Origin of the sequence: Oribacterium sp. P9 (assembly GCF_046365365.1) — a bacterium.
GTDB lineage: Bacteria > Bacillota > Clostridia > Lachnospirales > Lachnospiraceae > Oribacterium.
This window is the reverse complement of record NZ_JBKEIS010000016.1, coordinates 1-25697: the sequence shown is the minus strand read 5'-3', so window position 1 is coordinate 25697 and position 25697 is coordinate 1. Positions and strand designations below refer to the sequence as shown.

General features: G+C 46.6%; 27 protein-coding genes. 5 read left to right on the top strand and 22 right to left on the bottom strand.

The window, feature by feature from the left end; genetic code table 11:
• Nucleotides 1-64: 64 nt before the first annotated feature.
• The 20 genes from ACK8P7_RS09045 to ACK8P7_RS08950 all read right to left on the bottom strand — a co-directional run bounded on the left by ACK8P7_RS09045 (nucleotide 65) and on the right by ACK8P7_RS08950 (nucleotide 17310).
• The gene (locus ACK8P7_RS09045) at nucleotides 65-283 is read right to left on the bottom strand and encodes a DUF4314 domain-containing protein (RefSeq protein WP_410043886.1); all 219 of its coding nucleotides are present in this window, start codon (nucleotides 281-283) and stop codon (nucleotides 65-67) included.
• Nucleotides 267-1001: a virulence protein gene (locus ACK8P7_RS09040; RefSeq protein WP_410043914.1), complete on the bottom strand. Its 735-nt coding sequence runs from the start codon at nucleotides 999-1001 to the stop codon at nucleotides 267-269. The genes ACK8P7_RS09045 and ACK8P7_RS09040 overlap by 17 nt, the downstream gene beginning before the upstream one ends.
• 92 nt (nucleotides 1002-1093) lie before the next feature.
• Nucleotides 1094-2908: a DNA (cytosine-5-)-methyltransferase gene (gene dcm / locus ACK8P7_RS09035; RefSeq protein ID WP_410043885.1), complete on the bottom strand. Its 1815-nt coding sequence runs from the start codon at nucleotides 2906-2908 to the stop codon at nucleotides 1094-1096.
• A complete protein-coding gene (locus ACK8P7_RS09030; RefSeq protein ID WP_410043884.1) occupies nucleotides 2898-4145 on the bottom strand; it encodes a site-specific DNA-methyltransferase in 1248 nt (415 codons plus the stop codon). Before ACK8P7_RS09030 ends, dcm begins: the two co-directional genes overlap by 11 nt.
• Before the next feature lie 14 nt (nucleotides 4146-4159).
• Entirely contained in the window at nucleotides 4160-4942 is a 783-nt protein-coding gene (locus ACK8P7_RS09025; RefSeq protein WP_410043883.1) for an S-adenosylmethionine synthetase N-terminal domain-containing protein, read from the bottom strand.
• Between the two features lies 1 nt (nucleotide 4943).
• Nucleotides 4944-5519, bottom strand: a complete 576-nt coding sequence (locus ACK8P7_RS09020) for a P27 family phage terminase small subunit (RefSeq protein WP_410043882.1) — start codon at nucleotides 5517-5519, stop codon at nucleotides 4944-4946.
• A 135-nt stretch (nucleotides 5520-5654) separates the two neighbouring features.
• Nucleotides 5655-6002 carry an HNH endonuclease gene (locus tag ACK8P7_RS09015; RefSeq protein WP_410043881.1) on the bottom strand — a complete coding sequence of 116 codons (348 nt, stop codon included), beginning with the start codon at nucleotides 6000-6002 and terminating at the stop codon, nucleotides 5655-5657.
• Between the two features lie 128 nt (nucleotides 6003-6130).
• Nucleotides 6131-6547, bottom strand: a complete 417-nt coding sequence (locus ACK8P7_RS09010) for a sigma factor-like helix-turn-helix DNA-binding protein (RefSeq protein WP_410043880.1) — start codon at nucleotides 6545-6547, stop codon at nucleotides 6131-6133.
• A gap of 57 nt (nucleotides 6548-6604) precedes the next feature.
• Nucleotides 6605-7963 carry an SNF2-related protein gene (locus ACK8P7_RS09005; RefSeq protein ID WP_410043879.1) on the bottom strand — a complete coding sequence of 453 codons (1359 nt, stop codon included), beginning with the start codon at nucleotides 7961-7963 and terminating at the stop codon, nucleotides 6605-6607.
• A complete protein-coding gene (locus tag ACK8P7_RS09000; RefSeq protein ID WP_410043878.1) occupies nucleotides 7944-8225 on the bottom strand; it encodes a VRR-NUC domain-containing protein in 282 nt (93 codons plus the stop codon). The genes ACK8P7_RS09005 and ACK8P7_RS09000 overlap by 20 nt, the downstream gene beginning before the upstream one ends.
• A gap of 225 nt (nucleotides 8226-8450) precedes the next feature.
• Nucleotides 8451-10781, bottom strand: a complete 2331-nt coding sequence (locus tag ACK8P7_RS08995) for a VapE domain-containing protein (RefSeq protein WP_410043877.1) — start codon at nucleotides 10779-10781, stop codon at nucleotides 8451-8453.
• Between the two features lie 2 nt (nucleotides 10782-10783).
• Nucleotides 10784-11233 (bottom strand): hypothetical protein, encoded by a 450-nt coding sequence (locus ACK8P7_RS08990; RefSeq protein ID WP_410043876.1) that lies wholly within the window; start codon nucleotides 11231-11233, stop codon nucleotides 10784-10786.
• Nucleotides 11214-11438 carry a hypothetical protein gene (locus ACK8P7_RS08985; protein WP_410043875.1) on the bottom strand — a complete coding sequence of 75 codons (225 nt, stop codon included), beginning with the start codon at nucleotides 11436-11438 and terminating at the stop codon, nucleotides 11214-11216. Before ACK8P7_RS08985 ends, ACK8P7_RS08990 begins: the two co-directional genes overlap by 20 nt.
• A gap of 2 nt (nucleotides 11439-11440) precedes the next feature.
• Complete coding sequence (locus tag ACK8P7_RS08980) at nucleotides 11441-12127, bottom strand: Rha family transcriptional regulator (protein ID WP_410043874.1); 687 nt, start codon at nucleotides 12125-12127, stop codon at nucleotides 11441-11443.
• A gap of 63 nt (nucleotides 12128-12190) precedes the next feature.
• A complete protein-coding gene (locus tag ACK8P7_RS08975; protein ID WP_410043873.1) occupies nucleotides 12191-14182 on the bottom strand; it encodes a DNA polymerase in 1992 nt (663 codons plus the stop codon).
• 65 nt (nucleotides 14183-14247) lie between these two features.
• Nucleotides 14248-14409: a hypothetical protein gene (locus tag ACK8P7_RS08970; protein WP_410043872.1), complete on the bottom strand. Its 162-nt coding sequence runs from the start codon at nucleotides 14407-14409 to the stop codon at nucleotides 14248-14250.
• Between the two features lie 41 nt (nucleotides 14410-14450).
• Nucleotides 14451-15020, bottom strand: coding sequence for a DUF2815 family protein (locus ACK8P7_RS08965; RefSeq protein ID WP_410043871.1), 570 nt, complete (start codon nucleotides 15018-15020; stop codon nucleotides 14451-14453).
• A 1-nt stretch (nucleotide 15021) separates the two neighbouring features.
• Nucleotides 15022-16149: a DUF2800 domain-containing protein gene (locus ACK8P7_RS08960; RefSeq protein ID WP_410043870.1), complete on the bottom strand. Its 1128-nt coding sequence runs from the start codon at nucleotides 16147-16149 to the stop codon at nucleotides 15022-15024.
• A complete protein-coding gene (locus ACK8P7_RS08955; RefSeq protein WP_410043869.1) occupies nucleotides 16139-16486 on the bottom strand; it encodes a hypothetical protein in 348 nt (115 codons plus the stop codon). The genes ACK8P7_RS08960 and ACK8P7_RS08955 overlap by 11 nt, the downstream gene beginning before the upstream one ends.
• 305 nt (nucleotides 16487-16791) lie before the next feature.
• Nucleotides 16792-17310, bottom strand: coding sequence for an RNA polymerase sigma factor (locus ACK8P7_RS08950; RefSeq protein ID WP_410043868.1), 519 nt, complete (start codon nucleotides 17308-17310; stop codon nucleotides 16792-16794).
• Nucleotides 17311-17837: 527 nt separating this feature from the next.
• On the opposite strand from ACK8P7_RS08950, the gene ACK8P7_RS08945 reads away from it, so the two are divergent.
• From ACK8P7_RS08945 to ACK8P7_RS08925, 5 genes are read left to right on the top strand one after another with little or no spacing between them, the layout of a single operon-like run.
• A complete protein-coding gene (locus ACK8P7_RS08945; RefSeq protein WP_410043867.1) occupies nucleotides 17838-20249 on the top strand; it encodes an NACHT domain-containing protein in 2412 nt (803 codons plus the stop codon).
• A 16-nt stretch (nucleotides 20250-20265) separates the two neighbouring features.
• Nucleotides 20266-20478, top strand: coding sequence for a helix-turn-helix domain-containing protein (locus tag ACK8P7_RS08940; protein ID WP_410043866.1), 213 nt, complete (start codon nucleotides 20266-20268; stop codon nucleotides 20476-20478).
• Complete coding sequence (locus ACK8P7_RS08935; RefSeq protein ID WP_410043865.1) at nucleotides 20475-21635, top strand: restriction endonuclease PLD domain-containing protein; 1161 nt, start codon at nucleotides 20475-20477, stop codon at nucleotides 21633-21635. Before ACK8P7_RS08940 ends, ACK8P7_RS08935 begins: the two co-directional genes overlap by 4 nt.
• Nucleotides 21635-23479 (top strand): Z1 domain-containing protein, encoded by a 1845-nt coding sequence (locus ACK8P7_RS08930; RefSeq protein WP_410043864.1) that lies wholly within the window; start codon nucleotides 21635-21637, stop codon nucleotides 23477-23479. Before ACK8P7_RS08935 ends, ACK8P7_RS08930 begins: the two co-directional genes overlap by 1 nt.
• Before the next feature lies 1 nt (nucleotide 23480).
• Nucleotides 23481-23894, top strand: coding sequence for a very short patch repair endonuclease (locus tag ACK8P7_RS08925; protein WP_410043863.1), 414 nt, complete (start codon nucleotides 23481-23483; stop codon nucleotides 23892-23894).
• 43 nt (nucleotides 23895-23937) lie between these two features.
• Here the strand turns inward: ACK8P7_RS08925 and ACK8P7_RS08920 are convergent, their stop codons facing one another.
• Nucleotides 23938-24984, bottom strand: coding sequence for a DNA cytosine methyltransferase (locus ACK8P7_RS08920; RefSeq protein WP_410043862.1), 1047 nt, complete (start codon nucleotides 24982-24984; stop codon nucleotides 23938-23940).
• Nucleotides 24985-24986: 2 nt separating this feature from the next.
• The gene (locus ACK8P7_RS08915; RefSeq protein ID WP_410043861.1) at nucleotides 24987-25316 is read right to left on the bottom strand and encodes a helix-turn-helix domain-containing protein; all 330 of its coding nucleotides are present in this window, start codon (nucleotides 25314-25316) and stop codon (nucleotides 24987-24989) included.
• Nucleotides 25317-25697 lie beyond the last annotated feature (381 nt).

The window sequence follows — 25697 nt, the reverse complement described above, 5'->3', positions numbered from 1 at the left end:
AGCGGATTACGGACAATATATGTACCAAAAATTAGCTGCTATATGGATGAGAAAACTGTGTATTTTACAGCTTCTTCACGCGGTCCACACCGTTGATTACATTGAGGCCAGAACCATTATCCCAGTCCACCAGGAGGCTGCCGGTATCATCCACACCAGTCACCGTTCCCTGGATGCCGATGGGCGGTGCCTGAACATCGTCCATCTCTACAAGCTCCACTCTGGTTCCAACCGGGTATTGTCTGCGTACCTGCTCCACAATCTCTTTACTCGGAAACCTCATCGTCTGCCGCCTCCTTCACTGTTTTGAATGCGCTGCTGCCTGTCAGATTTTTCAGCAGGATCTTTCGGTCTGCCTTGTACTCTGCGCCGATAAAGCCAAGCCGCAGGAGAAAGCATCGGAATGCGTATTTCTCATTGGTGACGTCCTTTTCGGTGGCATTGATGCGTTTCTGCTCCTTGCTCATCCTGCACAGTGCGGCAATGAAGTCGGTATAGGCTTTCGCTGAGTCCAAATCTAGGCTGAGTGAAAACCAAGGGAAGGAAACCGCATCTTCGCCAATTTCTATCGGAAGTTCTGCGATGCCCAGTGCCTTTTTAATCAGGCTGCCTTTGGCATCAAGGAGCTTTGTAAGGTTGCCTACTGCGACCTTGTCAAGCGGAATCGCCACCGTAAGCCCTACGCTTTCGCCCTGTGGCTCGACAGCCGCGTCCTCGGATGCTTTCTCGGCGGCTTCTTCCTCGCCGTTGTCGGCGGCAGTGTCGGGCATTTCTGTAGCAGCAAAGCCACGCTCGGCAAGTTGCTCCAGCAAAGTTTCAATCTCCTCGCTGTCCGCCCGGTCATCAAACTCCAGTGCGCCGTCCTTGGTGACGGTAAAGCAGTCGATTTCATATGCACAGGTCGGCATAAACTTGTATACCGCCGCAGCTCCCGTAATTTCTGAAATCGCTTTGACCAGTTCTTTTCGCTCTGCTCCTGTTCTGTTAAATTCAATTCTCATCATGGATACCTCCTTGTTTTTTCGGTAATACATATATCACTCTGAAGCCGATAAATAGCAAGGATTCTGTGGGGTTTTCGGTGTAGAATAACTCAAAGCAAAAATGGTGGAAACTGTGAGTAGTACACAATGCCCGCCAGTACAAAGCAGACATTCGGAAGTGCCACACCATTTCCCCACATTTTATACTCCGCCGCATCGGAATACGGGTCTTTCAGCCATTTGATGATCTGCTTTTCCGTCTTTGGCTTCGTAGAAGTCCCCATGATTTTTCTGTGGGTTTCAAAAACCTCAGACCAGTATGCAATATCTTCTTCGGTCGGATTCTCCGTACCGATATCATCGCACCACCAATCCGGGAATCCCTGCAGCCTTGCACATTCCGTTGGGGTAAGCCTGCGGATAATGTACTGCGGTTCTTCCGCTACGGTCGGTGGGTCTTTGTAATCGGTAGCCACCAGCGTATTCGCCAGATTTTCTTCCGCTTCTGTATGGTAGGAGTTTTTGCTCGTGCTGTAGACGAGGGTTTCTGAACCGCCGCCGTACATTCCACCGCTTGCACGAAGAGAACTGCCCGTATCGTTTTCCACATATTTGTCATAGGCTTCCTGCGAAAATGCCACCGCATGGCGGTCTGCCGTATTAAGCGTAAAACTGACATCTTCTCCGATGCCGCTGCCCTGAGGACCATTCTTCTCGGCTCTGCCGATCATGAAACCCTGCACCGCCACCACAGCCATGCCGCCCTGATTGCATGACGGATTGCCGCCGTTGGCATCCAGACATCGGCTCGTTTCTGCTTCATAGAAACCGCTGTGCGGATTGTCTGATTTCATGGAATTGCTGTCTTTGGAGCAGATACCGTAGCACTTCGGTACAAACACTGTCTGGTCGTTATTGCAGGCAAGTGTGGCTGACAGATTGTTCTGAACTAAAGCTCCCTTGCCGCCGCCCTCACAGCCGGAACGGATTTTCAGCGTCTTTGGTGTTTCCAACACAAACGGCTGATTGTTGCCGCCCATCCCATAGGTTGAAGAAACCGTCTGTGCCACAGCAAGCGGTCCCTTGTACCGGGTGTCCTGACTGTGGTTTTCAAACACAAGCGGAGGATGGTTGGATGCCGCACGCAGCGTTGCGGTAAAATCCTCTGTCACATCCATCCGCTGACCGCCCTGGTCGTTTAAGCACAGGCTTGACGCTCCAACGCTTTCTTCAGCACTTCCGGCAGTTCCTTGCCACGAACGGAAGCCCTGCGGAGTATACCCTGACACGCCTTCGGACTCAAATAATATTTTTCCGGCACTCCCGCCATCAAGATCTGCGACAAGGTAGATGCGTTTTCTGCGTTGGGGAACTCCCCAATACTGCGCATCGAACAGCCGCCATGCGAGGGAGAAATCCTCTCCCATGATGCAGCCTGCATTGTCCCATTTTCCGTTTGGAAGTTCAGGCACAGCATAGTCTTCTCTTTTGATTTTGCACAGTGAGCTGAGGACTGCCCGGAAGTCTTCGCCTTTGTTAGACGAGAACGCTCCCTGGACGTTTTCCCAGACCACAAATCTTGGATACTTGCCATTGGTTTTGCACCTCATTTCTTTCACAATCCGCACCGCCTGATAGAAAAGCGAAGAACGCTCTCCGTCAAGGCCGCTACGCTTTCCTGCCACCGACATATCCTGACAGGGACTGCCGAAGGTGATGATGTCCACAGGCGGGAGGTCAGCACCATTTTGTGCCGACACATCACCGTAGTGTTTCATCTGCGGCAGGCGTTTGGTAGTGACACGAATAGGAAACGGCTCGATCTCCGATGCCCACAAAGGGGTAATGCCGGAAATCAAGCCGCCTAATGGAAAGCCGCCGCTGCCATCGAACAGACTTCCAAGTGTTAAGTTTTTATTCTCCATCGGCATGTACCTCCAGGTCATCAAAACGGATGGTCTTGCCGTCACGCACCACAGATACATTTTCCGCAGTGCCGACCTGCTCGATATAGCGTTTCACGATAACATCGCAGTATTTCTCGTCCAGCTCAATGGTGTGGCAGATTCGGTTGGTCTGCTCACAGGCAATGAGTGTACTGCCGCTGCCGCCGAACGGGTCAAGCACGATGCAGTTGCTCATGCTGGAATTCTTAATCGGATAGGCAAGCAGAGGAACAGGCTTCATGGTCGGATGGTCACCGTTTTTCTTCGGCTTATCAAACTCCCAGATGGTGGTCTGCTTGCGGTCGGAATACCACTGATGCTTGCCGTTCTTCTTCCATCCGAACAGACAAGGCTCATGCTGCCACTGATAAGGACTTCTGCCGAGAACAAGACTCTGCTTCTTCCAGATGCAGGTGCCGGACAGATAAAAACCTGCGTCTGCAAATGCTTTTCTGAAATTCAAGCCTTCCGTATCTGCGTGAAACACATAGATACTGGCATCGTCTGCCATTGCTTTTTCCATGCAGGTGAAAGCATCGAAAAGGAACTGATAGAACTTGTCATTTTCCAGGTTATCGTTCTTGATCTTGCCTGCGGTGCCCTGATAATTCACATTATACGGAGGATCCGTTACCACAAGGTTGGCTTTCTTGCCGTTCATGAGCAAGGTGTAACTCTCTTCCTTGGTGCTGTCACCGCAGAGAAGTCTGTGATTTCCGAGCAGCCACAGGTCACCGCTTTTTGTGACAGGCGGCTTTTCCAACTCCGCATCCACATCGAAATCATCGTCTTTCGCATCATCAGCAGTATCAAAAAAGCCTGCCAGCTCCGATTCATCGAAACCCGTCAGACTTAAATCGAAATCTTCTGCTTGGAGAGCTTCAATCTCCACCTTCAGAAGCTCCTCATCCCATCCGGCATCCATTGCCATACGGTTGTCTGCGAGGATGTACGCTTTTTTCTGCGCCTCCGTCAGATAATCCACGAACACACAAGGCACCTCGTTGATGCCTTCTTCCTTCGCCGCCATGATTCTGCCATGACCAGCGATCACATTGAAGTCCCGGTCAATAATTACGGGATTGATAAAGCCGAACTCCCGGAGGGAAGAACGGAGCTTGTTGATCTGCTGTGCGTTGTGGGTACGAGCATTATTTACATAGGGGATCAGCTTATTGATATCAACGAGCTGCATTTCTGTCGTTGTCTTGCTCATCATCCTCACCTCCATCAAAAAAGACCCCACTCGGCAAACTTCTCAAAACCGCCGATGGAGTCTATATATTCTTTCGCTTCCGCGACAATGTCCGCATATGGGACACCGTCTACCGTATCATCGCCAATGGCGCACACCAGTGATACAGGCTCTCCCAAATCCTGAGCTTTCAGAAATGCGTGGATATTCACAGACACATCTGCTTTCGACAGATCCTTGCCATGCAAGCCACCGCCTGTAACGGAATCCGCCATATCGGAACCCAGCTTTCTATTGGTGGCACCGGTATCAACATCGGTGCCGCCTGTCCAGTCACCGAGGGGATTGACCTCCGCATTCGGATAATCACACATGAGGTCATAGCTGTCAGCGTTGCTCTGGCAAATGATCAGGCGATTGCCGTCCAGAATGTACTTTCCATCAGAAGTGTACTTTTCATAAATGGAATGTGCAATTTCGGACAGCTTTTTCTGCTCCTCCGTCAAAGGCACACCCTTGAAGATACCGTTGTCACCGCAACGGAACTGCCCGGATTGGTTTTCGGATAGATGAGCATCCTGCGGAACGATCACAATATCCGGCTGTACATCTCCGGCAATGCGGCTGATGACATCCATGATATCTCGAATGTTCAGCCTGGCATCAGTTTCCACAATCGCATGGCAGAAGCCATGTCCAATCAGCACCTCGACTGCAATCTTGGGATTTTCTTCTGCTGCATATGCCAGGTCAACGATTGCTCCGGCAATGCGGTCTGCCACCTTATCCGGGTGGCTCGGATTCACTTTCTCTATCATGCTATTTTCTCCTTGCCCGGAGCAGAAGCTCCATCGTATCGTTTGGGTTATCCTCGAACACCTCGGTGCAGTTCTGCTTGACGATGTCGTAAATTTCATACCAGATAAGATTTGCGCTTTTCTGGTACTGCTGGCTCATCTGCACGAACGGGGAAGTGATCACACCTCCTGTGGTCGGATGCTTGCCGAGCAGACCATAGGTGCTGGTAGCTTCCTCGCACTGAATGTATCTGGCAAATGCCTGCGCATAGGCTTCGATGAGTCTTGGATTGACCAGTTTCTCGCAGTTACGCTCTTTCAGCCACAGCCAGGTTTCCTTGTAGATTTCATCCGCACCGAGGGGAACACCGTTTTTCTGCCTTGCCGACAGGTAATCGCTCGGCTTTGGCATCTCCACGCCATTCATCACAGCGCCTTCCGGCAGGTCAACCGCCTCCAGTTCTGTGGGACTCAGTGTGGGAATATCATTTTTCAGTATCTGGACTTGCTGTCCTTTTTGTATTTTTTCGGCGGCAGGTGCCGGTTTATCTCCGGCGCGCACTCGTCTACCGCCACGATTTGTGCCGTCTCTCGCCATAATTTTAATTTCCTTTCTCGCCCTGGGGTTTAATACCCTGTTTGAACCGCCGTTTTTGTGCGTTTGAGGGGGCGCCGTTTTCCGGGACCTAAAGCCACAGAGATTTTGACCGCCCCTACCGGGTCACGCACACAGCTATCTGTCACCAATCTCATGGTGTATTTTGTTATGACAGCTTTTGCAAAGGCTCATCAGATTGCTTTGGTCATGGGTGCCGCCCTGTGAGATGGGAACCTTGTGGTGCACCTCTTCCACAGGAACAAGGATGCCTTGTTCAAAGCACCTCTCACAGAAGGGATGCGTCTTGACATAGCTGTCACGAATCCGTTTCCATGCTCTGCCGTACTTTTTATGCACCGCTGGGTCACGACTGTACTGCTCGTAGTTCTTCTCCATCAGCTTGCGGTGCTGTTCGCAGTATCTGCCGTCCGACAGATTCGGACAGCCGGGGTAAGCACAGGGCTGTTTCGGTTTTCTCGGCATCGGCTCACCTCCTTGTCGGCATAAGAAAAGCCCTCACAGGATTGCTCCCATGAAGGCTTTGTGCTTTACGCAATTTTCTATACTACTATTATACTCATTTCCTATGTGTCATTCCATTCCAAAACGTGTCAACCTTGGTTTGGGACAGGAAAATTTCTAAGTGCGGATGCATGAATCCGATGGACGGTACTCATGGAGACCGACAGATCTTCTGCAATCTGCTCCCAGCTCTCGTTGTTGAGATAACGGTAAGTAAGGAGAAGCCGTTCTTCCCGGTCTGCCACACTTTCCAAAGCCGCAAGAATCTGCTTTTTTAATACGACCAGTCTGCACAGTTCTTTCTGTATCTTTTCTTCCATCTCCATAATGTCGCCGAGATACTTTACAAACGGTGCATCAAGATTTCTGCTGCTCTGTACTCTTTCTCCAAAATTAGGACTGCTGATTCTTCCTGCCAGATCTCTCAGCCGTTCCAGCTCATGGACATCAGAGTCAATAAGTTCATTCAGCCTGTATGCCTGCTGTAAATATTCCTTTGCTGTCATAGCCTAACCTCCGAAAATATAAATTTCCCTCGGATTGACTCTGATTTTCATTGATTGTCATAGATTGGCTTTTACGGCACTGATCAGTGCGGACTGAGAAGCGTCCTTCGTTTCCAGAGCCTTCATGATCTGTTCGTCCACTGTGCCTTTGGTGATAAGGTGCTGAATCACCACTGTGCTTGCTGTCTGTCCCTGCCTCCACAGTCTGGCATTGGTCTGCTGATACAGCTCCAACGACCATGTAAGACCAAACCATATAAGGTGACTGCCGCCGCTTTGAAGATTCAAGCCGTGTCCTGCGGATGCCGGATGGATCAGGCCTACTGCAAACTCACCTCTGTTCCACATTTCGATACTGCCGGGAGAAGAAATCCTGGCGTATTCCACCTTCAATTCTTCCAGTCGTCTGCAGATGCGTTCCAAATCGTGCTTAAACCAATATGCCACCAGTATCGGTTTCCCGTTTGCAGCTTCAATGATATCCTCCAAAGCATCCAGTTTCTTTTCGTGTATTTCCAGAACTTTCTCATCATCCCCATACACCGCACCGTTTGCCATCTGTGACAGCTTTCCGGTAAGGCTTGCGGCATTGGCAGCTGTGATCTCTCCGTTGGGGAGCTGCAGCACCAGGTCCTTTTTCATTTCCTCGTACTTTTCCTGCTCCTTTTCGGAAAGCACCACTTCATACTGCGTGCTGATCAGCTCCGGCATTTGCAAATGGTCAGTGGATTTCATGGAAATCGTGATATCTGAAATTTTCTGATAGATTGCATCTTCTGCTCCCGGCAGCGGCTTGTAGCTGTAAATGATCTGTCCATTCCTCTTGTCTGGTGCAAAGAAGGCGGTGCGGTACTGGCCAATAAATCTTCCAAGTCTTGCTCCCATATCAAGTAGCTTAAATTCTGCAAACAGATCCATCATGCCATTGGAAGACGGAGTGCCTGTCAGACCTACGATACGCTTCACTTTCGCTCTTGCCTTCATGAAAGCCTTAAACCGCTTTGACTGCCAGTTCTTAAAGGACGAAAGCTCATCCACAACCACCATATCAAAATCAAATGCAATACCGCTCTTTTCTATCAGCCACTGCACATTTTCACGATTGATGATGTAGATGTCAGCTTTACTCTTCAGCGCCGACAGCCGTTCATCTTCCGTTCCAACCGCAATGGCATACCGCAGAATGTTCAGATGCTCCCATTTCTGTATTTCATCGCTCCATGTCGTTCTTGCCACACGAAGCGGCGCAATCACCAGAACCTTATGCACCTCAAAGGAATCAAACAAAAGGTCAACAACTGCCGTCAGCGTGATGCTCGTTTTGCCGAGACCCATGTCCAGAAGAATTGCCGCTATGGGATGCTCCTCGATATATCGAATAGCATACTGCTGATAATCATGTGGACTGTATCTCATTAATGATCCCTCCAATCTGCTCTGCGGCATCAATCACATACACCTGAAAGCCTAACTGCTTTAACATCTCATGCCTTGCCGTCTGCAGCGGTCTTGGTTTCTTTCCATGTGCCTTCAGCTCTGCGAATGCCGTCCTTCCGTTTGGAAGAAGAATCAGTCTGTCCGGCATTCCATCGTATCCCGGAGATACAAACTTCGGACAGATACCTCCCACTGCTTTCACAGCCTGCACCAGTTTCTGTTCAATCTGCTTTTCTCTCACTGCGTTTTCACCTCCAAAATTCACAAGACACAACCGACACAGGTATCTCAGAAAATTTCTATATGCGTATATACGTGTATACGGGCTATATATCTGCCTATATAAATATAAAAATAATTATTATAGAAATTCTTGTGATACTTGTGTCTTAGAGTGCCTGAAAGCCCCTGTTTATAAGGCTTTTTGCAAGTTCACAACCTGTCTGAAATTCACAGGCTGCACGAATCACAACCTCTCGTAAATCCTCTGTCTGCCATAGATGGCAAGCTTTCTGATTTTTTCAGTACGCTCCCAACCGTCCACTTTGGTCATGAGGGCGGCTATCGCATAAGAATCGGATGGCTTGAGATCGGAGAGGTTCCGGCAGAAGCACTCGCTCCATATTTCCGCATTGCTTACGGTCTTTCTTTGTACTGTACCCTTTGCCGAAGTGCTGTCCGTTAGGAAATTCCTTCTCTCATACAGATCCATGCTGTTCCAGTTATCCGGCAGAAGTGTATTCAGATATTCCTCCACGATGCCCTGCCGCTCATCGGTTTCCATCGCATCAATCTGTTCGCTCAGTGCTTCACTGTTTTCCTGCTCATTCAGGTACAAAGGTTCGCCCTGCCCATACAGGTACTTTGCCTCCGCCCAAAGCTGCACAACCTCCTCATCGGTCATGTCCCACGATTTTCTTTTGCTGACACCTGTTACCTTAATAGGCCAGAATCTGCGGTTTCCCGTAATATCACGCAGAAAGCCGGACTCCGAGTTTGTTGTCCCCACAATGATGCACTGACGGGGATGGCTTTCCACCGTTCTGCCATAGGACGGACGATAGATGTCATCGGTACGGCTGACAAATGCCTTCACGACTTCCACATCTGTTTTTCTTAAGCCCGCCAGTTCGCCAAGCTCCAACAGCCAGTAGCCCTGCAGCTTCTCCGCACCGCTTTTATCCTTCATATCCATAAGGGACAGGCTGTCGGAATAGTAATCCTTGCCCATCTTTGCAAAAATCGTAGACTTGCCGCAGCCCTGGGGTCCTACCAGAACAACGACCGAATCAAACTTAGTGCCAGGCTCGTAGATTCTCGCTACCGCTGCCACAAAAGATTTTCTGGTGGCAGCTCTGACATATGCGGTATCCTTGGCACCAAGGCAGTCAATGTACAGATTTTCAAGCCGCACCGTTCCGTCCCACTCCGGCAGTGCGTCCAGCCATTCACGCAGGGGATGGAAATGCCTGTCCTCTACGACTTTGGTGAATGCCACTTCATAATTTCTTCCGGAGAAGGTTTCATAGCGGATATCGATCAGAGCTTTCATCTGTGCGGTATCTGCATCCCGCCAGAAGGTGTTGTCGCAGGGTCTTGTCCATGGGACATCGCCTGTGATCTGCACTCTGCCCACCATCTCGTTAAATGCGATATTGGCAAAATCGGGATCATTATTCAGAATCAGCATCAGGTTCCACACGCTGTTCTCCAGGCACTTGCTCCTTGGCATATATCGCAGACCTGTTTTCCAATCCTCTTTTCCATCAAAATCTGCTGCCGCACTTTTCTGCTTTTCTTCAAGGATCAGCAGCTTTACCTTGTCCTGTGTCATGGCAAATTCGCACATCTGATTGAAGGATTTCTTTTCGTCCATATCACCGAATTTATGGATGCGCACCAATTCAAACGCATTGCAGAGTCTGCCGCCCGCAGGGTCTGTGGCATGGTGGCTGTATACGAATTTATCATCATAGATAACCACGCCCGCGGAGCCTTCACCGGGGATATAATCATATCTGCCGGAAATATCTGCTGTGGGAGAATATACATCTGAAAGAAATTCACTGATGGCAAGCTCTATCGGATAATACGCACGGCAGAATGCACCCACGATACCTTCTTTTTCAAGCGGATCTTTCTGCTGCTGTACCTTGTGATCTGCGGCTTTGCTTTCCTTCGGTGTCGTTGGAAGCAGGGAACAGTCCTGCCAGTTCGGATGATTTGCAAGCACTGTATCTGGGTCAAGCCACGCGCCATCAAGCTCCCCAAACTGGTACTCTCCGTTTGACGGACAGGTCGGCCAGTACATCAGCTGGTGAGGGGAGAAGGAGCATGGATCGAGCATATCCAAAAATCCGTTGTCCGAAGCGTAATATCTCGCCGCCGCATTGAATTCATCCGGCGTCATATCACGAGTGACAGGAATGATCATTCTCGCCCTTGGATGTTCCGGCGTATGGCTGTGCGTAGTGTAAAAGCAGCCCTTGTTTCCGATCTTATCTGCGATATGGTCAAGGAACTCTCTGTCAACGCTGTCCAGGTCATACACCAGCATGGAACGGCACGCCACCTTATTTGCCTGTCTGCGGTTATCTTTCAGGTGTCCGGCAACGAAACCGCCCTTGTCCTTAATGTCATCACGCTGTTTTTTCGGCAACTTTGGATATTCCTCTGCCGTTTCCGATGTGCGGACAGGGTTTCGCAGTCTGTCACACAGCTCATCAAATTTTATAGTCTTATTCGCCCAGAACTTTGCCTGTCTGGAATTGCCGTAGGCTATCTTTAAATCACGCATTTTTAAGTCTCTCCCTTCCTGCATTTGATATCCGGCACTTCTTCCAGAGTGCTGTTAAAGTACCGCAGTCGGTAAGTCTTCCTTTTGGCTCTCCTAATCTCGGCATCCATTCCGGTGCTTATCGTTTCACCGAATACCCACACCTCGGCACAATGGCTCATGAGTACATTGCCAAAATTCATCCCAAGCTCCCGTTCCACCGGGGCATTGTCATTTAAGAACTGCGGATACAGCAAATGCGGAGCGATGGGGATATACCCGCACTCCACCGCAAAACGGCTGTATTTTCTTGCATTTGCTGTATTTTCTTCCACATTTCCAGAGAATGGGGAGCATACATACACGATAGGTCTGTATGCTCTTGCCGCTTTCATCTCATTTTCGATGTTGCTTAATGCACCGTAGGTAGTTGGATCAGGATAGCCTTCGCTGTTATACCTGCTCACACCCACAACGCTTTCCTCCCATCATCTTTTCCGTACAGCTGCTGCACAGAACTGCGGTGCCAAACAGATCGATATCACCATCTGCGAACACCTCCGCCAGATCAACCTGAACTTCACAGCCGCACTTAGGGCAGCGGCAATAAACATTCTCATCGTTAATTTCCACAGATACTTCCATCGCATTATTCAGCTGTTCTTTCACATAAAACATAATTATTTCTCCTCCTCGATCTTCGCTTTGTACCATTCCAGATGGCGCTTTCGGTCTTCATAATTAGGAAAAGCAACAAGCAGTCCTACATCGACCTTCTGCAGTGTTTCCAGCATATTGATCTGCTCCTTATTCAGATACGGCCGGATGCTTTTCCCCTTTTCGATGCCATTGGCAAGCCTGAACTGCTTTGCCGACATTCCAATAACAATGCGGTTTAACATATCGCACTCATTGCTGAAGTGGTACGGCCTTGGGTTTTCGTGGAGCAGCTTGATATTATCGGTAAGAAGCGGAAACTCCTGTCTTGCAGATACCAGATTTTTGATAAATGTTTCCATTTCATTGAATCTGCGGATGTACAGCTCCTTGAACTTCATTGCCTTCTGACCTGTGTATCCCATAGCCAGCAAAGTAAAACCATCACGAGTCATACAGAAACAAGGCTGTTTTTTGTTCTGATTGTTGATGTATGAGGACGGCGCAAAATTGCGCTGTCTAAATTCCTCACTCAATCCGGAAGTCGGATCGATAATTTTACGGATATCACGCAGAACCTCTTTGTGGTTCTTCTCAAAAAATTCAGCCACGAACAGACTGTCCACTCTTGCGGTGTCATGGGCATCTACAAAGATGCCGTACTCATCTTTCGGTATCAGTTCTTTCATAATTGAAATACCGCCTTTCATAAAAGTAGGGCTCCTGCCCTCTAAGAGTGAAAGGACAGGAACCCTGACTTTAAGAACTGATATTTAATCTTTTTTATAAAATTCGCATTCGTAGCCATCTGCTCGAAGCAGAAGTCCCGGAATCCACGGCGGTGTTCTTCCCATCTGCTCACAGATGGCATCCACCGATACATCTTTGCTGCATTCGATGATCAGCTCGTCATGTACATGACCGCAGATAAAGCAATGCGACAGCGTCTTCATCGCATACATCAGAATATCCCGGCTGATAGCCTGCACGATATTTTCCACGAACTTTGGACCGTAACTTTCGATGCGTTCCCATTTCTTCGTGCCGCCGACTCCTTCGTAGGTAACTGCTTCACCGCCGAATCGGTTCTCTCCCATGCGAGGTTTTACATAGGAAAGCTGTCTGCCGGAAGGGAGCTTGATGAAAAGCATCCCGCTCTGATAGATAAAGCGGATGCCATGCGTTTCGGTCGGCACTCTCTTTTTCACAGTTTCCTTGACGCATCGGTCAACCTCCCACCAGAACTTCACAATGTTAGGGTTGGAGCTTCGCCACATATCCACCAGCGGCTGCAGCTCATCTTCAGCAAGTCCCATATCCAGTGCTCCCATTGCTTTTAATGCACCGACTGAGCCGCCATAGCCAAGTGCCAGCTCCGCGATTTTTCCTTTCTGCCGCAGATGCCCGTTCACGCCATGCTTTTCCACAGGCACGCCAAACATAGCCGATGCCGATGCACAGTAAATATCTCCGTTATTGGCAAAGACCTCACTTCGCCATTTTTCGCCTGCAAGACAGGAAAGAACTCTCGCTTCAATTGCAGAAAAATCCGATACCACAAATTTCATGCCGGGTCTTGGCACAAAAGCTGTGCGGATCAGTTGGGACAGCGTGTCCGGTATATCATCGTATAACAGTTCTGCCGCCGTATAGTTTCCGTCCCTGACAATACCTCGCGCCTGCTCCAAGTCCGGCATATGATTTTGCGGCAGATTCTGCAGCTGTATGATGCGGCCGGCAAACCTGCCAGTCCTGTTTGCGCCATAAAACATGAACATTCCTCTGGCTCTGCCGTCTTCGCAGACTGCATTTTCCATTGCCTGATATTTTTTGACCGAGGATTTAGCGAGCTGCTGCCTCAATGTCAGCACTGTTCGAAGCGGCTCCGGTGCAGTCTTCAGAACAGAAGCCACTTCCTTTTTGCCGAGGCTGTCCATTTCCAGACCATTATCTGCAAGCCACTGTTTCATCTGCTGTACCGAATTGGGATTGTCGAGATTTGTCAGTTCCTGCATTTTTTCTGACAGCTCCGCTTTAGATTTTTCATCAAAAGCAATGGCATTTTTCACAAGAGTCCTATCCAGTGCAATCCCTCTGTCGTTGATTTCCTGATCGATGTGATATTCATCCCACACGAAATCCAGCACAGGATATTTTCTAAGCCTGTCCTGGATTGACATCTCCACTTCGACATCACGCTTGTTGTAGGCTTTGAAGGTTTCCCATTTCTGTGCATCATGCTCCGGCAGATTTCTTGTCCTGCCGCCGTTGGCTTTTGTCGGCTTACATGGAACACAGAAATAGCGAATGAGGTCTTTGCCTTCTCTCAGTTTCTGTTCCGACAAGCCGAGCACAGCCCCGGCACCTGCAAGGGACAGCGGCAGTCCCATGTATGCCGACCACACCATCGAGCATCGCCATGCTGAAGGGTTCAGATAGCCTCCGACTGTATCCTCATGAATGCTGTAGCTTTCAAAATACTGCGGATAGTATCTTTGCAGCCACACTGACAGGCAGACTCTCTCGAAAGAAGCATTGAATGCCCATTTCAAAACAGAATTGTCCGTCAGTGCTTTGATGATTTCCACCGGCACTGATTCTCCCTGTGCCAAATCGTAAACCTGCACCTCACCGCCGTTCACTGACACACCAAACAGCAGGATTTCAAATGCAGAGGACTGGGCATATTTATATACGCCGCATTTATTCAGATCCACATCGCTATAGGTTTCTAAGTCCAAAGATAAACTATTGATTTTTTCCATTATCGTCACCATCCTTTACAGCAAAGCAGACGGCAGAAAACTTCCTGCCGCCCGCCGCACTCATCTTATTTCAGATTTTTCATGCGTTCCTCATGGTATTCCAGATCACGCTGTTCCTTTTTCTGCTCCCGCTTCTCACGTCTGCGGTCAAAGATAAAGCTCTGGATGTCCGAAACCAGGAATGTGATGCTGAAGCAGAGCCACATTACCAAAAGTGCTGTTGTCAAAACTGTCTGTAAAATTGTCATAGATTTTCACCTGTCCTTTCTTATGCGAGGAAATCGTCCTCAGCCGCTGCGTCTGCAAAATCATCCTCAGCGCGGGACTTACCGCCAAGAGGCTCACCGTCTGCAATCTTCTGGAGATTGTTCAGGCCGCAGGCGATGCCCTTGTTGCCGTTGGAGTTAAAAGCATAAAAGTTGATGGATGCACGGCCATATACACCGCTGTATACTTCGCTGCGGTCAAGGATCGGCTGGCGGTCAGCATCTACAATGCCGGGAGCCGTTGCACTGTTGGCATTGATAAAGTAGCTGTCTGCGTAAGCCGCATCATCCGGACGCTCCAAATCGCCGTCACGAAGCGGAGTTTTCAGTACCGAAAGTGCAGGCACACTCTTGCCGCTGCCCTTCAGCTTGGATTCGCCCTCGGCATAAGCCGCCTGGATTGCTGCCTTGATCTTGTTTACGGTTGCGGTATCACTCTTCGGAATGATAAGGGAAACGCTGAACTTCGGTGTGCCGCCGTTGATGCTCTTAGCATCCCATACATTGGCATAGCTCCAGCGGGTCTTAGGTCCGGTGATTACCTTGGTCGGATTCATAAAATTCTTTGACATATCAGTTGTCCTCCTTAAAATCATTTGTTGCTGTATTCATTGCCGGACGCTTGTCCGATACAGGTACTAAAGTTGGCTTGCCCTGCGGCTTCTCAATTAGGCCGCCGAGCAGTTCTTCAAATTTTGTCTTGCCGAGCAGTTTCGTCATAGCAGTGATGCCCAGAACCTTATGTTCATATGGGTCATATCCTGCCGACTGCACTTTGTCTGCAGCGGCTGTTTCATTTACATATCTGCGGTTCGAGCGTCCTTCGACCAATTTCCAGCCTGTCCACTCTTTTCCGCTGACTGCCTGCTGCAGTGCATATTCCTTGATGTCTCCCACCCAGGAAACCAGCTCGTCTGCTTTGGAAAGAATGACCTCAATTTCTTCATCTTCCAGGTTGGCAGGCATCTCAAAGTCATAACGAGCAAGTTCCAGGTTGTACTCTGCACGCTTTCGGCAGGTGGCTTTTACTTTGCAGAACTGACAGTGACTTCCAGCTTTGAATTCGCCCTCGCCCTTCGCCGCAAGCTGTGCGGCAGGGGAAAGCACCTCATCCGCCCACTTAAGCAGTTCTTCTTTTGAAATGGTGTATGTGCTGACATTGTCTCTTCGTGGCTGGAAGATTGTCATTGATACCTCGGTGATATCGTAAATCCCATCAAACAGAGCCAAAGCCCCCAATGCGTAACACATCATCTGCGGATTTTTCTCTGCAGAAACAAGAATTCCGACTCCGTATTTCATGTCAATAATTGTCAGCGTTTCATCTGCTACAATGACACAGTCCCCGGTACCGAATCCCTCGGTCACCCACTTGGAAAAGTCCAGACGCTGTTCTACCAGAACAATAGGGTCCCTGCATTTCTTCCTGGATGCTTCCACCTGTTCCATCACATACTGTGCATACATATCGGAACAGTCTGCCATCTCCTCATCAAAGTATGTCAGCGTTTCGGTTGGGTCTTTTGCTGCCTGACCAAGCGATTTTTTTACTTTGAACTCGCACAAACTGTGTGCGTCCGTTCCCTGCATGGCAAATTCACTGGATACATCCTTTTCTTTGGCACAAAGGAGTGCTGACGGCGGGCAGGCAATCCACCTGTGGCTGGATGATGCTGACAAGACTGCGTGTTTATCCAGCATTTCCAAGCACCTCCGCATCCGCAAGCAGTGCTTTATACTCTGCCGGGTGAATTGCAGAAAGCTTATCCGCACCATGCTTTTTCAGAAGCTCTTTGACCTGTTCGGTAAATCCAGCTCTCGACTTATCTGCCAGAACAGCTCTGACTTCTTCCAGCGTCAGCTCCTTTTCCGCAGACGGCTCCGGCTCTTTCTTCTTAGCAGCACTCTTTTTCGAAGGCTGCTTTTCCGGTTCTGCCGAACTGAACAGCCCTGTCAGTTCCTCTGAGATACCGATAAGTGTTTCACCGCACTTTTTCAGTTCATCCACGAGCATGGACAATTCGCTTACTTTTCCCATGTGGACTGCCTCCTTCCATATTCAGTTTTCCATCGCCGGCAGAAAGCCTGTCTGCGATTCTTCTTGACACGACACTGATTGCAATGAGAACATCAGACAGTTCTCTGTCGAGGTCACTGCTCTCGCGGCATTCTGTGCCTGATCTGCATTTGGTTGTCATCATGTTTGACACCGTCCTTTCCGAGCGGCTTTACTGCCCCTCTGAGAGTGAAAGGACATCCGGGTCTGTTTTAAGAACCGCAGTTTTGAAAAAATATAAAAAACCTGCTGTGGTGCAATGATATGTACCACAGCAGGCATCTTCCTTATCTGAAATCCTTCAGTCTGGTGCGGAGCTTCAGCAAAATACGCTGTTTACGCTTGCCGACACCACGCTGGCTCATACCCACAGCCTGTCCGATTTGTGTTTCGGTGTAGTCTTGGCTGTACATTTCCATGATGGTGCGGTCGATTTCCTCCAGCTCGTCCAGTGCTTTATGCAGTTCAGCAATCAGCAATCTTTTCATAAGAGTTGCTTCTACATCGGTTACCGGATCAACAGTCTCATACTTTGTGTCTTCGTAGAGCTGATCCAATGATACGGGCTTCATTTTGCCCGCCTCTTCCTGTTTGCTTGCCCTCTGATTCTGCTTGTCCTCACGCCACAGCGGACGCATATATGCGTAATACTGCTCCTCCGTAGCCGGAACCATAATCGCCTTAACCTTCTTATTTCCGATTCTCGACCACTGTACATCTTCAGCATTGATATTGAATGCCTTGATGGTTTCCGATGTTACCTCCATTGGAATGAAATACTTTTTGTTTGTCTGTAGATTGTCCATAGTGCAGACCCTCCTTCGGTCTCATACCGAAGTGAGAATCCACACAGGACTTCCCATAATAATTGGCCATAAGAATGAATCCTCACTTCTTAACTGGCCAACCGTCCCGATGGGTTGACTTTATTCGATTGTTGTCCGTCTCACCGCTTCGGGCATCCTTGATCAGGGGATGAACGCTGAGACAGGTTTTGAGTCTCTGACACTCAGGCGGATACATAGTTTTTTTTGTGTATCCGTCTCAATGTCAGATACTTGGAATTGCATGGAGATGCCTAACGAAAACTGGTGAAACCAGCAATTTGCAGAGTCAAATTTGCAATCAGAGTTTTAAATACTGCTTTTGTAAATTTGATATCTGTAACGCCCGTAGAAAAATTCACATTTTTGTGCTATAATTAAATATCAACTTTCAAGCCTCTCCACGAGAAATGTTTTTCTTAGGTTCACCTTTATTATAGGAAGTCGAATCGGTACAACTGGACAGCGCAGGATAGGCTTGGACAGGCTTGTATAAGGAAGGATATAAAATGCTGTTTAAAGACTTTATAGAAAAACTATCCTCCGTCATCAGTGCCGGAGGAAGCACCGATAAATTTACAAAATCAATATTTGGAGCCATCCTCACCGAAGAGGGACAGGACATACTGGATGAATACAAACCGAGCAGTTACAAATCTTTTTGCAACGGATACACTTCGATCAGCGGAATTTCCAAGAAGGTAAATGCTTACCTTGAACCAATGAATTTTTCTGGATATATTGCGCAATTTTCAGATGCGACTATACAAATTCTCTGCACTGTATTCCGCAATGATATTCCAGACATTGATGCATATAATGCAGGAGATAAACTTGCAGAACTTTTCGTTTCCATCATTACAGAAGCCGCATCGACTAAAAAGAAAAAAAGCACCCCAAAGGGTGCTCAAGAAACTAAAAATAATCCATTAGGAGCATTTTCTGACATTGCTCCTGAACTGACAGCAGATAATGCAGGAAGTATCTTCTTTATTGATCCGGCAATCTCAGCAGAATTAAAAGAAAGCAAAGATGAGGATAACACTTCCGCATTTGATAAGTATCTAAATGCGGCCGTTTCGTACTTTTCTACAAAGAAAACCTTGCTGTATGCAGAAAAGCCGCATCCATTTTATGATTTATATGTCTGCAACGATATCCGATACCGTAAATTTCGTGCCACTGGTATTCGTGACCCTAAAGCAGAAAAGACTATCAGTAATGTCACCATAGATAAATTGGAAGCTGAATCAAAATATGTAATCATTCAGGGCATCGGCGGGATAGGAAAATCTATGCTCTTAACCCATTTGTTTCTTTCGTCAGCAGACCATGCCCAGGATACTGGATATACACCAATCCTGCTTTCCCTCAAAGACTATAAAGATACCACTTGTGGGATGGTGGATTTTATTTGGAATTCCATGAAAGAATATGATTCCGAAATCACGCAGGTGAGCATCATTGCGGCCCTGCAGCAAAAACAACTTATTCTTTTATTGGACGGTCTTGACGAAATTCAGTCTTCTGTCAGATATTCCTTCGATCAGGATTTAGATGCCTTCATTAAATCCTACCCAGGCAATATGATTGTTATCACATCACGTCCAGTTTACTCCTTCATTTCCTATTCGAAGTTTTCACTATTTGATATTCTGGAACTAACCAAAAAGCAGTCCATAGAACTTATAGAGAAACTGGAGTTTTGGGATATTGAGGGCAAAAATAGTTTTTTGGAAGCGTTAGATAAGACCCTATATTTTTCTCACCGTCAGTTTGCAAGTAATCCGCTCCTATTGACCATCATGCTGATGACATATTCTTCCTTTGGAGAAGTACCTGCCAAGATGCATGTCTTTTATTCCAAGGCATACGAAACCATGGCTCGCCTGCATGATGCTTCAAAAGGCTCATTTAAGCGTCCATTGCATACAAAACTTACACCTGAGGAATTCGCCAAGTACTTCTCTCAATTTTGTGCAAGAACATATAAGGATGAGATCCTTGAGTTCGATTCCATGCTGTTTAATGCCTACATGAAAAAGGTTCTGAAGACTGCCGCACCAGAGCATCAGAATATTGCTCCAAGGGACTTCCTTCTTGATCTTACGGACAACCTCTGCATTATGTACCGCGAAGGCGAACAGTATTATTTCATTCACCGTTCATTTCAGGAGTATTTTGCCGCTGTGTACTTCGCCTCAGAATATGATGCCAATCTTGAAAAAGTTGGCAGCTTCTTTGAAAAAATGAAGCATCGATCCTATACCGACCGCACATTTGATATGCTCTACGATATGATTCCAGAGAAAATTGAGCGTTTTATATTTCTCCCATATTTAGAGAAGTTGTTTACTGACTGTTCAGGAAATGGAACAGACGAATATTGGGAGTTTCTCGAACGCATATATCCTTGTCTTACATATGAAGAAGGCAGCACTGGAGAATCATTTTTAAATGAAGCTGAATCATTCTTGTACAGATGCATAATCCGTGAAAAATCCATAGAGGCTGTATCAGACATTGATGAATATGGATGGCCCTCTCAAATTTATGATCTGCCGAGAAAGGTTTGGGTTGAGGCTTATAGTGAATTTCTGGAATATAGGACGTATGACAAGTACCCTGATCCAGAATCAATTCCAGAACGTTTGCTCGATTCAACATCAATTGTTGAAGAGGATGAACTTCCATATAAGTACTCTGATTACTTTGGTCGGCCGGAGCAAACCGGTCTCACAATAACAATAGATATCAGTGAACTGCGTAAGAATCCTCATAGGTATATAGTCCTCAGAAACCATATGGAACTGCCCGAGTTCCCAATTCTGCAAGAATATAACAATGTCAAACAATATTACGAAATGCTCAAAAAGCGTACACAGTTAGAAATTGAATCTGATGATTTGTTTGATGACTAAGCGAGGTGATTGATAAATGAAAATTAGTTACAACAGACTTTGGAAACTGTTAATAGACAAAGGCATGAATAAGCATGATTTGCGAATTGCCGCGGGCATCAGTTCTGCATCCATTGCAAAACTGGGCAAGTGTGAAAACATCACCACTGATGTTCTTTTGAAAATTTGTGAAGCACTGCATGTTCATATAGACGAAATCATGGAAACAATAGAGGAGGAATCAAAATGAAAATGCTATATTCTAATATCCTTCCACTCGGAACCAATGATGGGCAGCAGACAATTGCTGACTGCTTCAAAGAACAGGCGGCAAAAGCTGATCATCTTGAAATCGCAGTTGGATATGTTTCCCGTGCTTCACTGGAAGAGCTGGATGCAATAGTATCTGAATTCGATATTAAAAATGTGTGCCTTAACATTGGCATGTATTATATAGAGGGCATGCCGGAGGGATCTTATCACACCGCTGTAAAAATCAACAGAAAATGGATGACCGCAGGCATCGGTGAAATCCGTATGGTTCGCGCATTCAAATATCATGGAAAAATCTACTGTTTTTATAAAGATGGGCAGCCTTTTGCCGCCATCATAGGTTCTGCAAACCTTGGTGTTATAAAAATGGAGGCTTCCAACCGCAGGCAGTATGAGTTTTCTGCTCTGACCACCGATACTTCTGAATGTCAGGAGATTTCCGATTTTGTCGAGAAACTCAAACTTCCAAACTGTTCTGCGCAGATCGATGATATCACAGATATGCCGCTGATATTTGAAAAGAATACTGCACTGACTGGGATTGAGCTTGTTACAGAAGTTCCGCCTTCGAATGTCGAATTCTACAAGCGATGCACGGCATATGCGTCATTTCTTCTTCCTCTAAAGGTACCTGCTTCCGATGAACGTCTTATGGATGACGGAAAGCATTACACGAAGTCGAATGTTAATGTTTGCTATGCAGCTCCGAGAAGCAAGCGCAAATCTCGTGACTGGTTTGAAACCCAGCTTACGGTTGCCAAAGAAATCACGCAAATTGATGGATATCCCGAAAAAAATGTGCCTTTCTTTATCATCACTGATGATGGTTATTGGTTTAAGGCTCACACTACCAGTGACGGCAACAAACAGTTTAGTGCTGTCGGTGATGAACTTATCATGGGAAGATGGCTCAAGGGGCGCCTTGCCGCTGCAGGTCTTGTTTCTCCAATCAATGATACACAGTTGGATACCGACCGAAAAGGAATGATAACTAAGGAAATTCTCCGAGAATATGGATGTGAAAATCTTTACCTAAAGAAAACTGGTCAGAAAGCACTTGATGAAGAAGGTAATTCTCTTGATGTCTGGATGCTTTCTTTTAAACCAGAAGATGCGGAAGGAGAGGATGATTAATGCAGTATTTGAAAACCTATCTTGATAAAATTACTTCTCGCGGTAATGCAGGACTTGCCGAGTCTATTTCTTCTACTGCTGAAGAAGTAGGAAACCGGTACCTTAAAAATTTTTCTTTTACAACCCATGAAATCGGACTCTTACTTGGTAATGTTCAGTCCGGCAAAACAGGACAGATGTTTGGCATCATGTGCAAAGCAACTGATCTTGGATTTCCAGTGTTTGTTTTGCTGACCACAGATAATGTTGTACTTCAGCAGCAGACTCTTGACCGAGTAAAGGCCGATTTGGAAGGTTACTGCATCTGCGGAGAAAACGATGCCCGCATCTTTGCTGATAACAGTCTGATGCAGCCTACAATCGTTGTCTTGAAAAAGAATGCTCGTATCCTCAAATTGTGGGCCAACATCTTCAGCTCTACAGGTTTTATGCGGGGGAATCCTCTTTTTATCATAGATGATGAGGCTGATGCTGCTTCTCTGAATACATTGGTAAATAAAAATCGTCAGTCATCTATTAATAAGTATTTGGACTCCATTCGCAATGGTGCTGCAAGCAGTTTGTATCTGCAGGTCACCGGAACGCCGCAGGCTATATTCCTTCAGACCAAGGAATCTGGATGGCATCCTCTTTTCACGCATTATTTCAAACCTGGTAAAGCGTACCTTGGCGGCGATTTCTTCTTTCCAAAGACGGGAAAGCCAGATTGTATAACCTTTGCAGATAGTCTCACTACGCCGGAGCGGGATGTTGTTATCAGACATCTGCTTGTTTCAGCACAGCTTTTGGCGGTCGGAGGAACAGTGTCAAACTGTCTGATTCATCCAAGCGTGCGTCAGGCGGCCCATCAAAAATTCGCATCAAGTATTAAGGCAGAACTCGACTGGTGCAAAGCCAACATGAGCGGTGACTTTTCTGCTGAGCTAAAAAAGCAGTATACACGGCTCAATCCTGCAAAAAGTGAAAAAGTATCTTTCAGGGAAATCATGACTATAGTTGAGAAAATTCTTACGAATAACGAAGCTAAAATCATAGTGATGAACGGAAAGACGGAAGTTGAAAGTGACGAGTATTCTGTTGGATGCAATTTCGTTATAGGCGGAAACACTTTAGGTCGTGGCGTAACATTTCCAAGCCTGCAGACTCTGTATTATACCAGAACAGCCAAGAAGCCCCAGGCAGATACGATGTGGCAGCATAGCCGTATGTTTGGCTATGACCGCGACTCTGGAATGATGATGGTGTATATTGACGAGCGGCTCTATAAGCTGTTTGCAGATATCAATGCAACCAACAATGCAATTATCTCACAGGTTGAGCAAGGTCTTGATGAAATTAAGATATACTATCCGGAAGGTTTAAACCCTACCCGCAAGAATGTTCTTGATACAGACCATGTAGAAGCGATTTCTGGCGGCACCAACTATTATCCGTTCTATCCAGACAATAACACCATCGAGGATATATCCAATCTGCTTTCTGTATTCTCTGAAACAGAGCCATATTATCAGGTTAGTCTGCGTCTTATGAAAGAAGTACTTTCGCATGTAGTAGCCAGCCCGGATTTCAAGCTGAAGTCCTTTATGTCCATTATCGATGTGATGCTTGCCGAGGCTCCAACTACACAGGGAATACTGATTGTTCGCAGGAACAGAGACATCGCCCAAGGAACAGGCGCGTTGCTGTCTCCTAACGACTGGAACCTTGGAGGTTCTTTCCCTCGAAAGATAGTTCTTACGATGTACCAAGTTACCGGAACTAAGGGCTGGGGCGGCAAACAGTTATGGGTTCCGAATATCAAACTGCCGGATGGTGCCGTTTACTACGATGTAATCGAGGATTGATATGGCTGACACTCATTCAAAAGAAGTGCGGAGCAAAAATATGTCTCATATCAGAAGCACAAATACCAAGCCGGAGGAAACGGTTAGAAAATATCTGTTTTCAAAAGGCCTCCGCTATAGGAAGAATGTCAGTAAGCTCCCTGGTTGCCCTGATATCGTACTTCCCAAATATAAAACTGTAATCTTTGTTAATGGGTGTTTCTGGCATAAGCATAACTGCAAACGCTTTGTGTGGCCTTCCAGCAACGAGGAATACTGGCATAAAAAGATTAATCGCAATGTCGAAAGAGATGCTGAAAACCTGCGAACGCTTACCGAACAGGGATGGCGAGTTCTGACTATATGGGAATGCCAGCTAAAGAAAAAAACTGCAGAAGAAAATCTCCTGCAGCTGTACAATGACATAATTCAATAAAAGAGGGGTGCAAACTATCTGCAAATAGTCTGCGCCCTTCTATTTATTCTTCGTCAACAATATTCGGCTCTACAGCATCATATTCAATGCCGGCAAATGTCTTCAAAATTGCTTCAAATATCAGTTTTGCGCCTTCGCAAGGAACTGCCATACCAATCTGCTTTCTTACCTGTTCCTTCGAGCCTTCAAAAACATAATCATCTGGGAATGTTTGCAGCCTTGCTCTCTCTCTGTTCGTTAAAGCTCTCGGCTCTGCCCAATGATAAATATGTGTTCCGCCTCCACCTGATCCAGTCACAGTATAAGACGGTTTCTCAGGATCAAGTCTTTTGTAGATTGTACTAATCCGGGTTTTGGTGTTAATCTTCAAATCCTCCGGCAAGTCCACATCCCAAGCATTTTGTCCCGGTCCAATCAAGTTTAATCTTCTAACAACCTGCGCTGATTGTTTAGTAGGTTCATTATTGTATGCATCCGCTGGAATCGGAGGTTCTTCAATTGCCTGACGACAGGTTTTCATTTCTCCTGTTGGAGCAGGAATTTTGAATTCGAACGGAAGGTCATCTCTGATGCCCACAATAATAATTCTGTGTCTTGCCTGCGGAATACCATATTCTTCAAATTTATATAAATTCGGATAAATACGGTATCCTGCATCTTTCATATCTGACAAGATCTTATCAAACGCTTTTCCTTCATTCGCACTTCTTAGACCGCCAACATTTTCTGCAAGAAACCACATCGGTCGGTACATTTTCAGCACTTCAATTCCGTATGTGTACAGAGGCCCATATTTCCCTTTAAAACCAAGTTTTGAACCAACAAGAGAAAAGTCGTTGCATGGGAAGCCAAATGCAAGTGCATCAATGGCTCCAAGCTTTTCTATATCGAGAGTATGCACATCTTCACAATAAACGCTCTCTGGTTCATTTGGGCAGATATTTCGTGTGTAAGTACGGCATGTAGATTCATCAAGATCATTTGCCCACTGATGAACAATTCCAAACTCCTCATTTCCTATATCTGCATGCGTGGCTCCCCAGCCGATTCCGCCGGGCCCGCAGAATAATTCTCCAAGATGAAAAATCATAATTATTTTCCTCTCCTTCTATTGATAAAATCGATCTGATATTGAATATGCTCCTTTTCATCTTTATCAAGAAGCTCTATACCTTTAAAGCCCGACCGATATTCCTCTAAATCTGATGGTTCTAAATAGCCAGCCATAATATAAATCGGTATGATTGCCACTTCATATACAGTTGCCAATTTCTTTAATTCCGCCGGGTTAAGCGTATTATCCGCACCATTTTCTGTTTTGGACAAACGAGAATTAGTAATTCCGGTCAAATGAAAAACATCAGCTTGGCTAATTCCTTTTTCGTTTCTGAGTTGTCTCAGATAATCTCCAAATTTGCTCATAGGTCCACCTCTATATTATAATATCACAAACGCTGCGAAAAGTCAAGCTATCCAGTCGTTTTTGCTGCATTATCGCAGCAACCGCATTACTATCTGCAAATGACAATCCGGATGGAAATAAACCATACACACTGAACGACACCTAATACCCTTTACACGATAGCTCACTTTGAACGATTACGCTTTTTTGCTATCGTTCATTGTTTGCACCCACCCATTCTCCCAGCCGCTATCCGTTGCTCATCAAACACTGCAAAAAAGGCAAAAAAAGAAGGCTTCCGAAATCCTGCATTTCAAAAAGCCTTCCATCAAGCGGTTTTAAGCCTATTCTGTTGTCTGCGCGTATCGTATCTTTGTATCAATCCAATAGTCTTTATTTCG

Excerpts from the sequence above, each read along its gene's own strand:
- ACK8P7_RS08960 (WP_410043870.1), bottom strand. The coding sequence starts at position 16,149 with ATGCTGGATAAACACGCAGTCTTGTCAGCATCATCCAGCCACAGGTGG.
- ACK8P7_RS08955 (WP_410043869.1), bottom strand. The coding sequence starts at position 16,486 with ATGGGAAAAGTAAGCGAATTGTCCATGCTCGTGGATGAACTGAAAAAG.
- ACK8P7_RS08995 (WP_410043877.1), bottom strand. The coding sequence starts at position 10,781 with ATGCGTGATTTAAAGATAGCCTACGGCAATTCCAGACAGGCAAAGTTC.
- ACK8P7_RS08920 (WP_410043862.1), bottom strand. The coding sequence starts at position 24,984 with ATGATTTTTCATCTTGGAGAATTATTCTGCGGGCCCGGCGGAATCGGC.
- dcm (WP_410043885.1), bottom strand. The coding sequence starts at position 2,908 with ATGGAGAATAAAAACTTAACACTTGGAAGTCTGTTCGATGGCAGCGGC.
- ACK8P7_RS08975 (WP_410043873.1), bottom strand. The coding sequence starts at position 14,182 with ATGGAAAAAATCAATAGTTTATCTTTGGACTTAGAAACCTATAGCGAT.
- ACK8P7_RS08985 (WP_410043875.1), bottom strand. The coding sequence starts at position 11,438 with ATGTTTTATGTGAAAGAACAGCTGAATAATGCGATGGAAGTATCTGTG.
- ACK8P7_RS09005 (WP_410043879.1), bottom strand. The coding sequence starts at position 7,963 with ATGAGATACAGTCCACATGATTATCAGCAGTATGCTATTCGATATATC.
- ACK8P7_RS08935 (WP_410043865.1), top strand. The coding sequence starts at position 20,475 with ATGAAAATGCTATATTCTAATATCCTTCCACTCGGAACCAATGATGGG.
- ACK8P7_RS08940 (WP_410043866.1), top strand. The coding sequence starts at position 20,266 with ATGAAAATTAGTTACAACAGACTTTGGAAACTGTTAATAGACAAAGGC.
- ACK8P7_RS09025 (WP_410043883.1), bottom strand. The coding sequence starts at position 4,942 with ATGATAGAGAAAGTGAATCCGAGCCACCCGGATAAGGTGGCAGACCGC.
- ACK8P7_RS08980 (WP_410043874.1), bottom strand. The coding sequence starts at position 12,127 with ATGAAAGGCGGTATTTCAATTATGAAAGAACTGATACCGAAAGATGAG.
- ACK8P7_RS08965 (WP_410043871.1), bottom strand. The coding sequence starts at position 15,020 with ATGTCAAAGAATTTTATGAATCCGACCAAGGTAATCACCGGACCTAAG.
- ACK8P7_RS09030 (WP_410043884.1), bottom strand. The coding sequence starts at position 4,145 with ATGAGCAAGACAACGACAGAAATGCAGCTCGTTGATATCAATAAGCTG.
- ACK8P7_RS08925 (WP_410043863.1), top strand. The coding sequence starts at position 23,481 with ATGGCTGACACTCATTCAAAAGAAGTGCGGAGCAAAAATATGTCTCAT.
- ACK8P7_RS09045 (WP_410043886.1), bottom strand. The coding sequence starts at position 283 with ATGAGGTTTCCGAGTAAAGAGATTGTGGAGCAGGTACGCAGACAATAC.
- ACK8P7_RS08950 (WP_410043868.1), bottom strand. The coding sequence starts at position 17,310 with ATGGACAATCTACAGACAAACAAAAAGTATTTCATTCCAATGGAGGTA.
- ACK8P7_RS09040 (WP_410043914.1), bottom strand. The coding sequence starts at position 1,001 with ATGAGAATTGAATTTAACAGAACAGGAGCAGAGCGAAAAGAACTGGTC.
- ACK8P7_RS08945 (WP_410043867.1), top strand. The coding sequence starts at position 17,838 with ATGCTGTTTAAAGACTTTATAGAAAAACTATCCTCCGTCATCAGTGCC.
- ACK8P7_RS09010 (WP_410043880.1), bottom strand. The coding sequence starts at position 6,547 with ATGACAGCAAAGGAATATTTACAGCAGGCATACAGGCTGAATGAACTT.
- ACK8P7_RS08930 (WP_410043864.1), top strand. The coding sequence starts at position 21,635 with ATGCAGTATTTGAAAACCTATCTTGATAAAATTACTTCTCGCGGTAAT.
- ACK8P7_RS08915 (WP_410043861.1), bottom strand. The coding sequence starts at position 25,316 with ATGAGCAAATTTGGAGATTATCTGAGACAACTCAGAAACGAAAAAGGA.
- ACK8P7_RS09020 (WP_410043882.1), bottom strand. The coding sequence starts at position 5,519 with ATGGCGAGAGACGGCACAAATCGTGGCGGTAGACGAGTGCGCGCCGGA.
- ACK8P7_RS09015 (WP_410043881.1), bottom strand. The coding sequence starts at position 6,002 with ATGCCGAGAAAACCGAAACAGCCCTGTGCTTACCCCGGCTGTCCGAAT.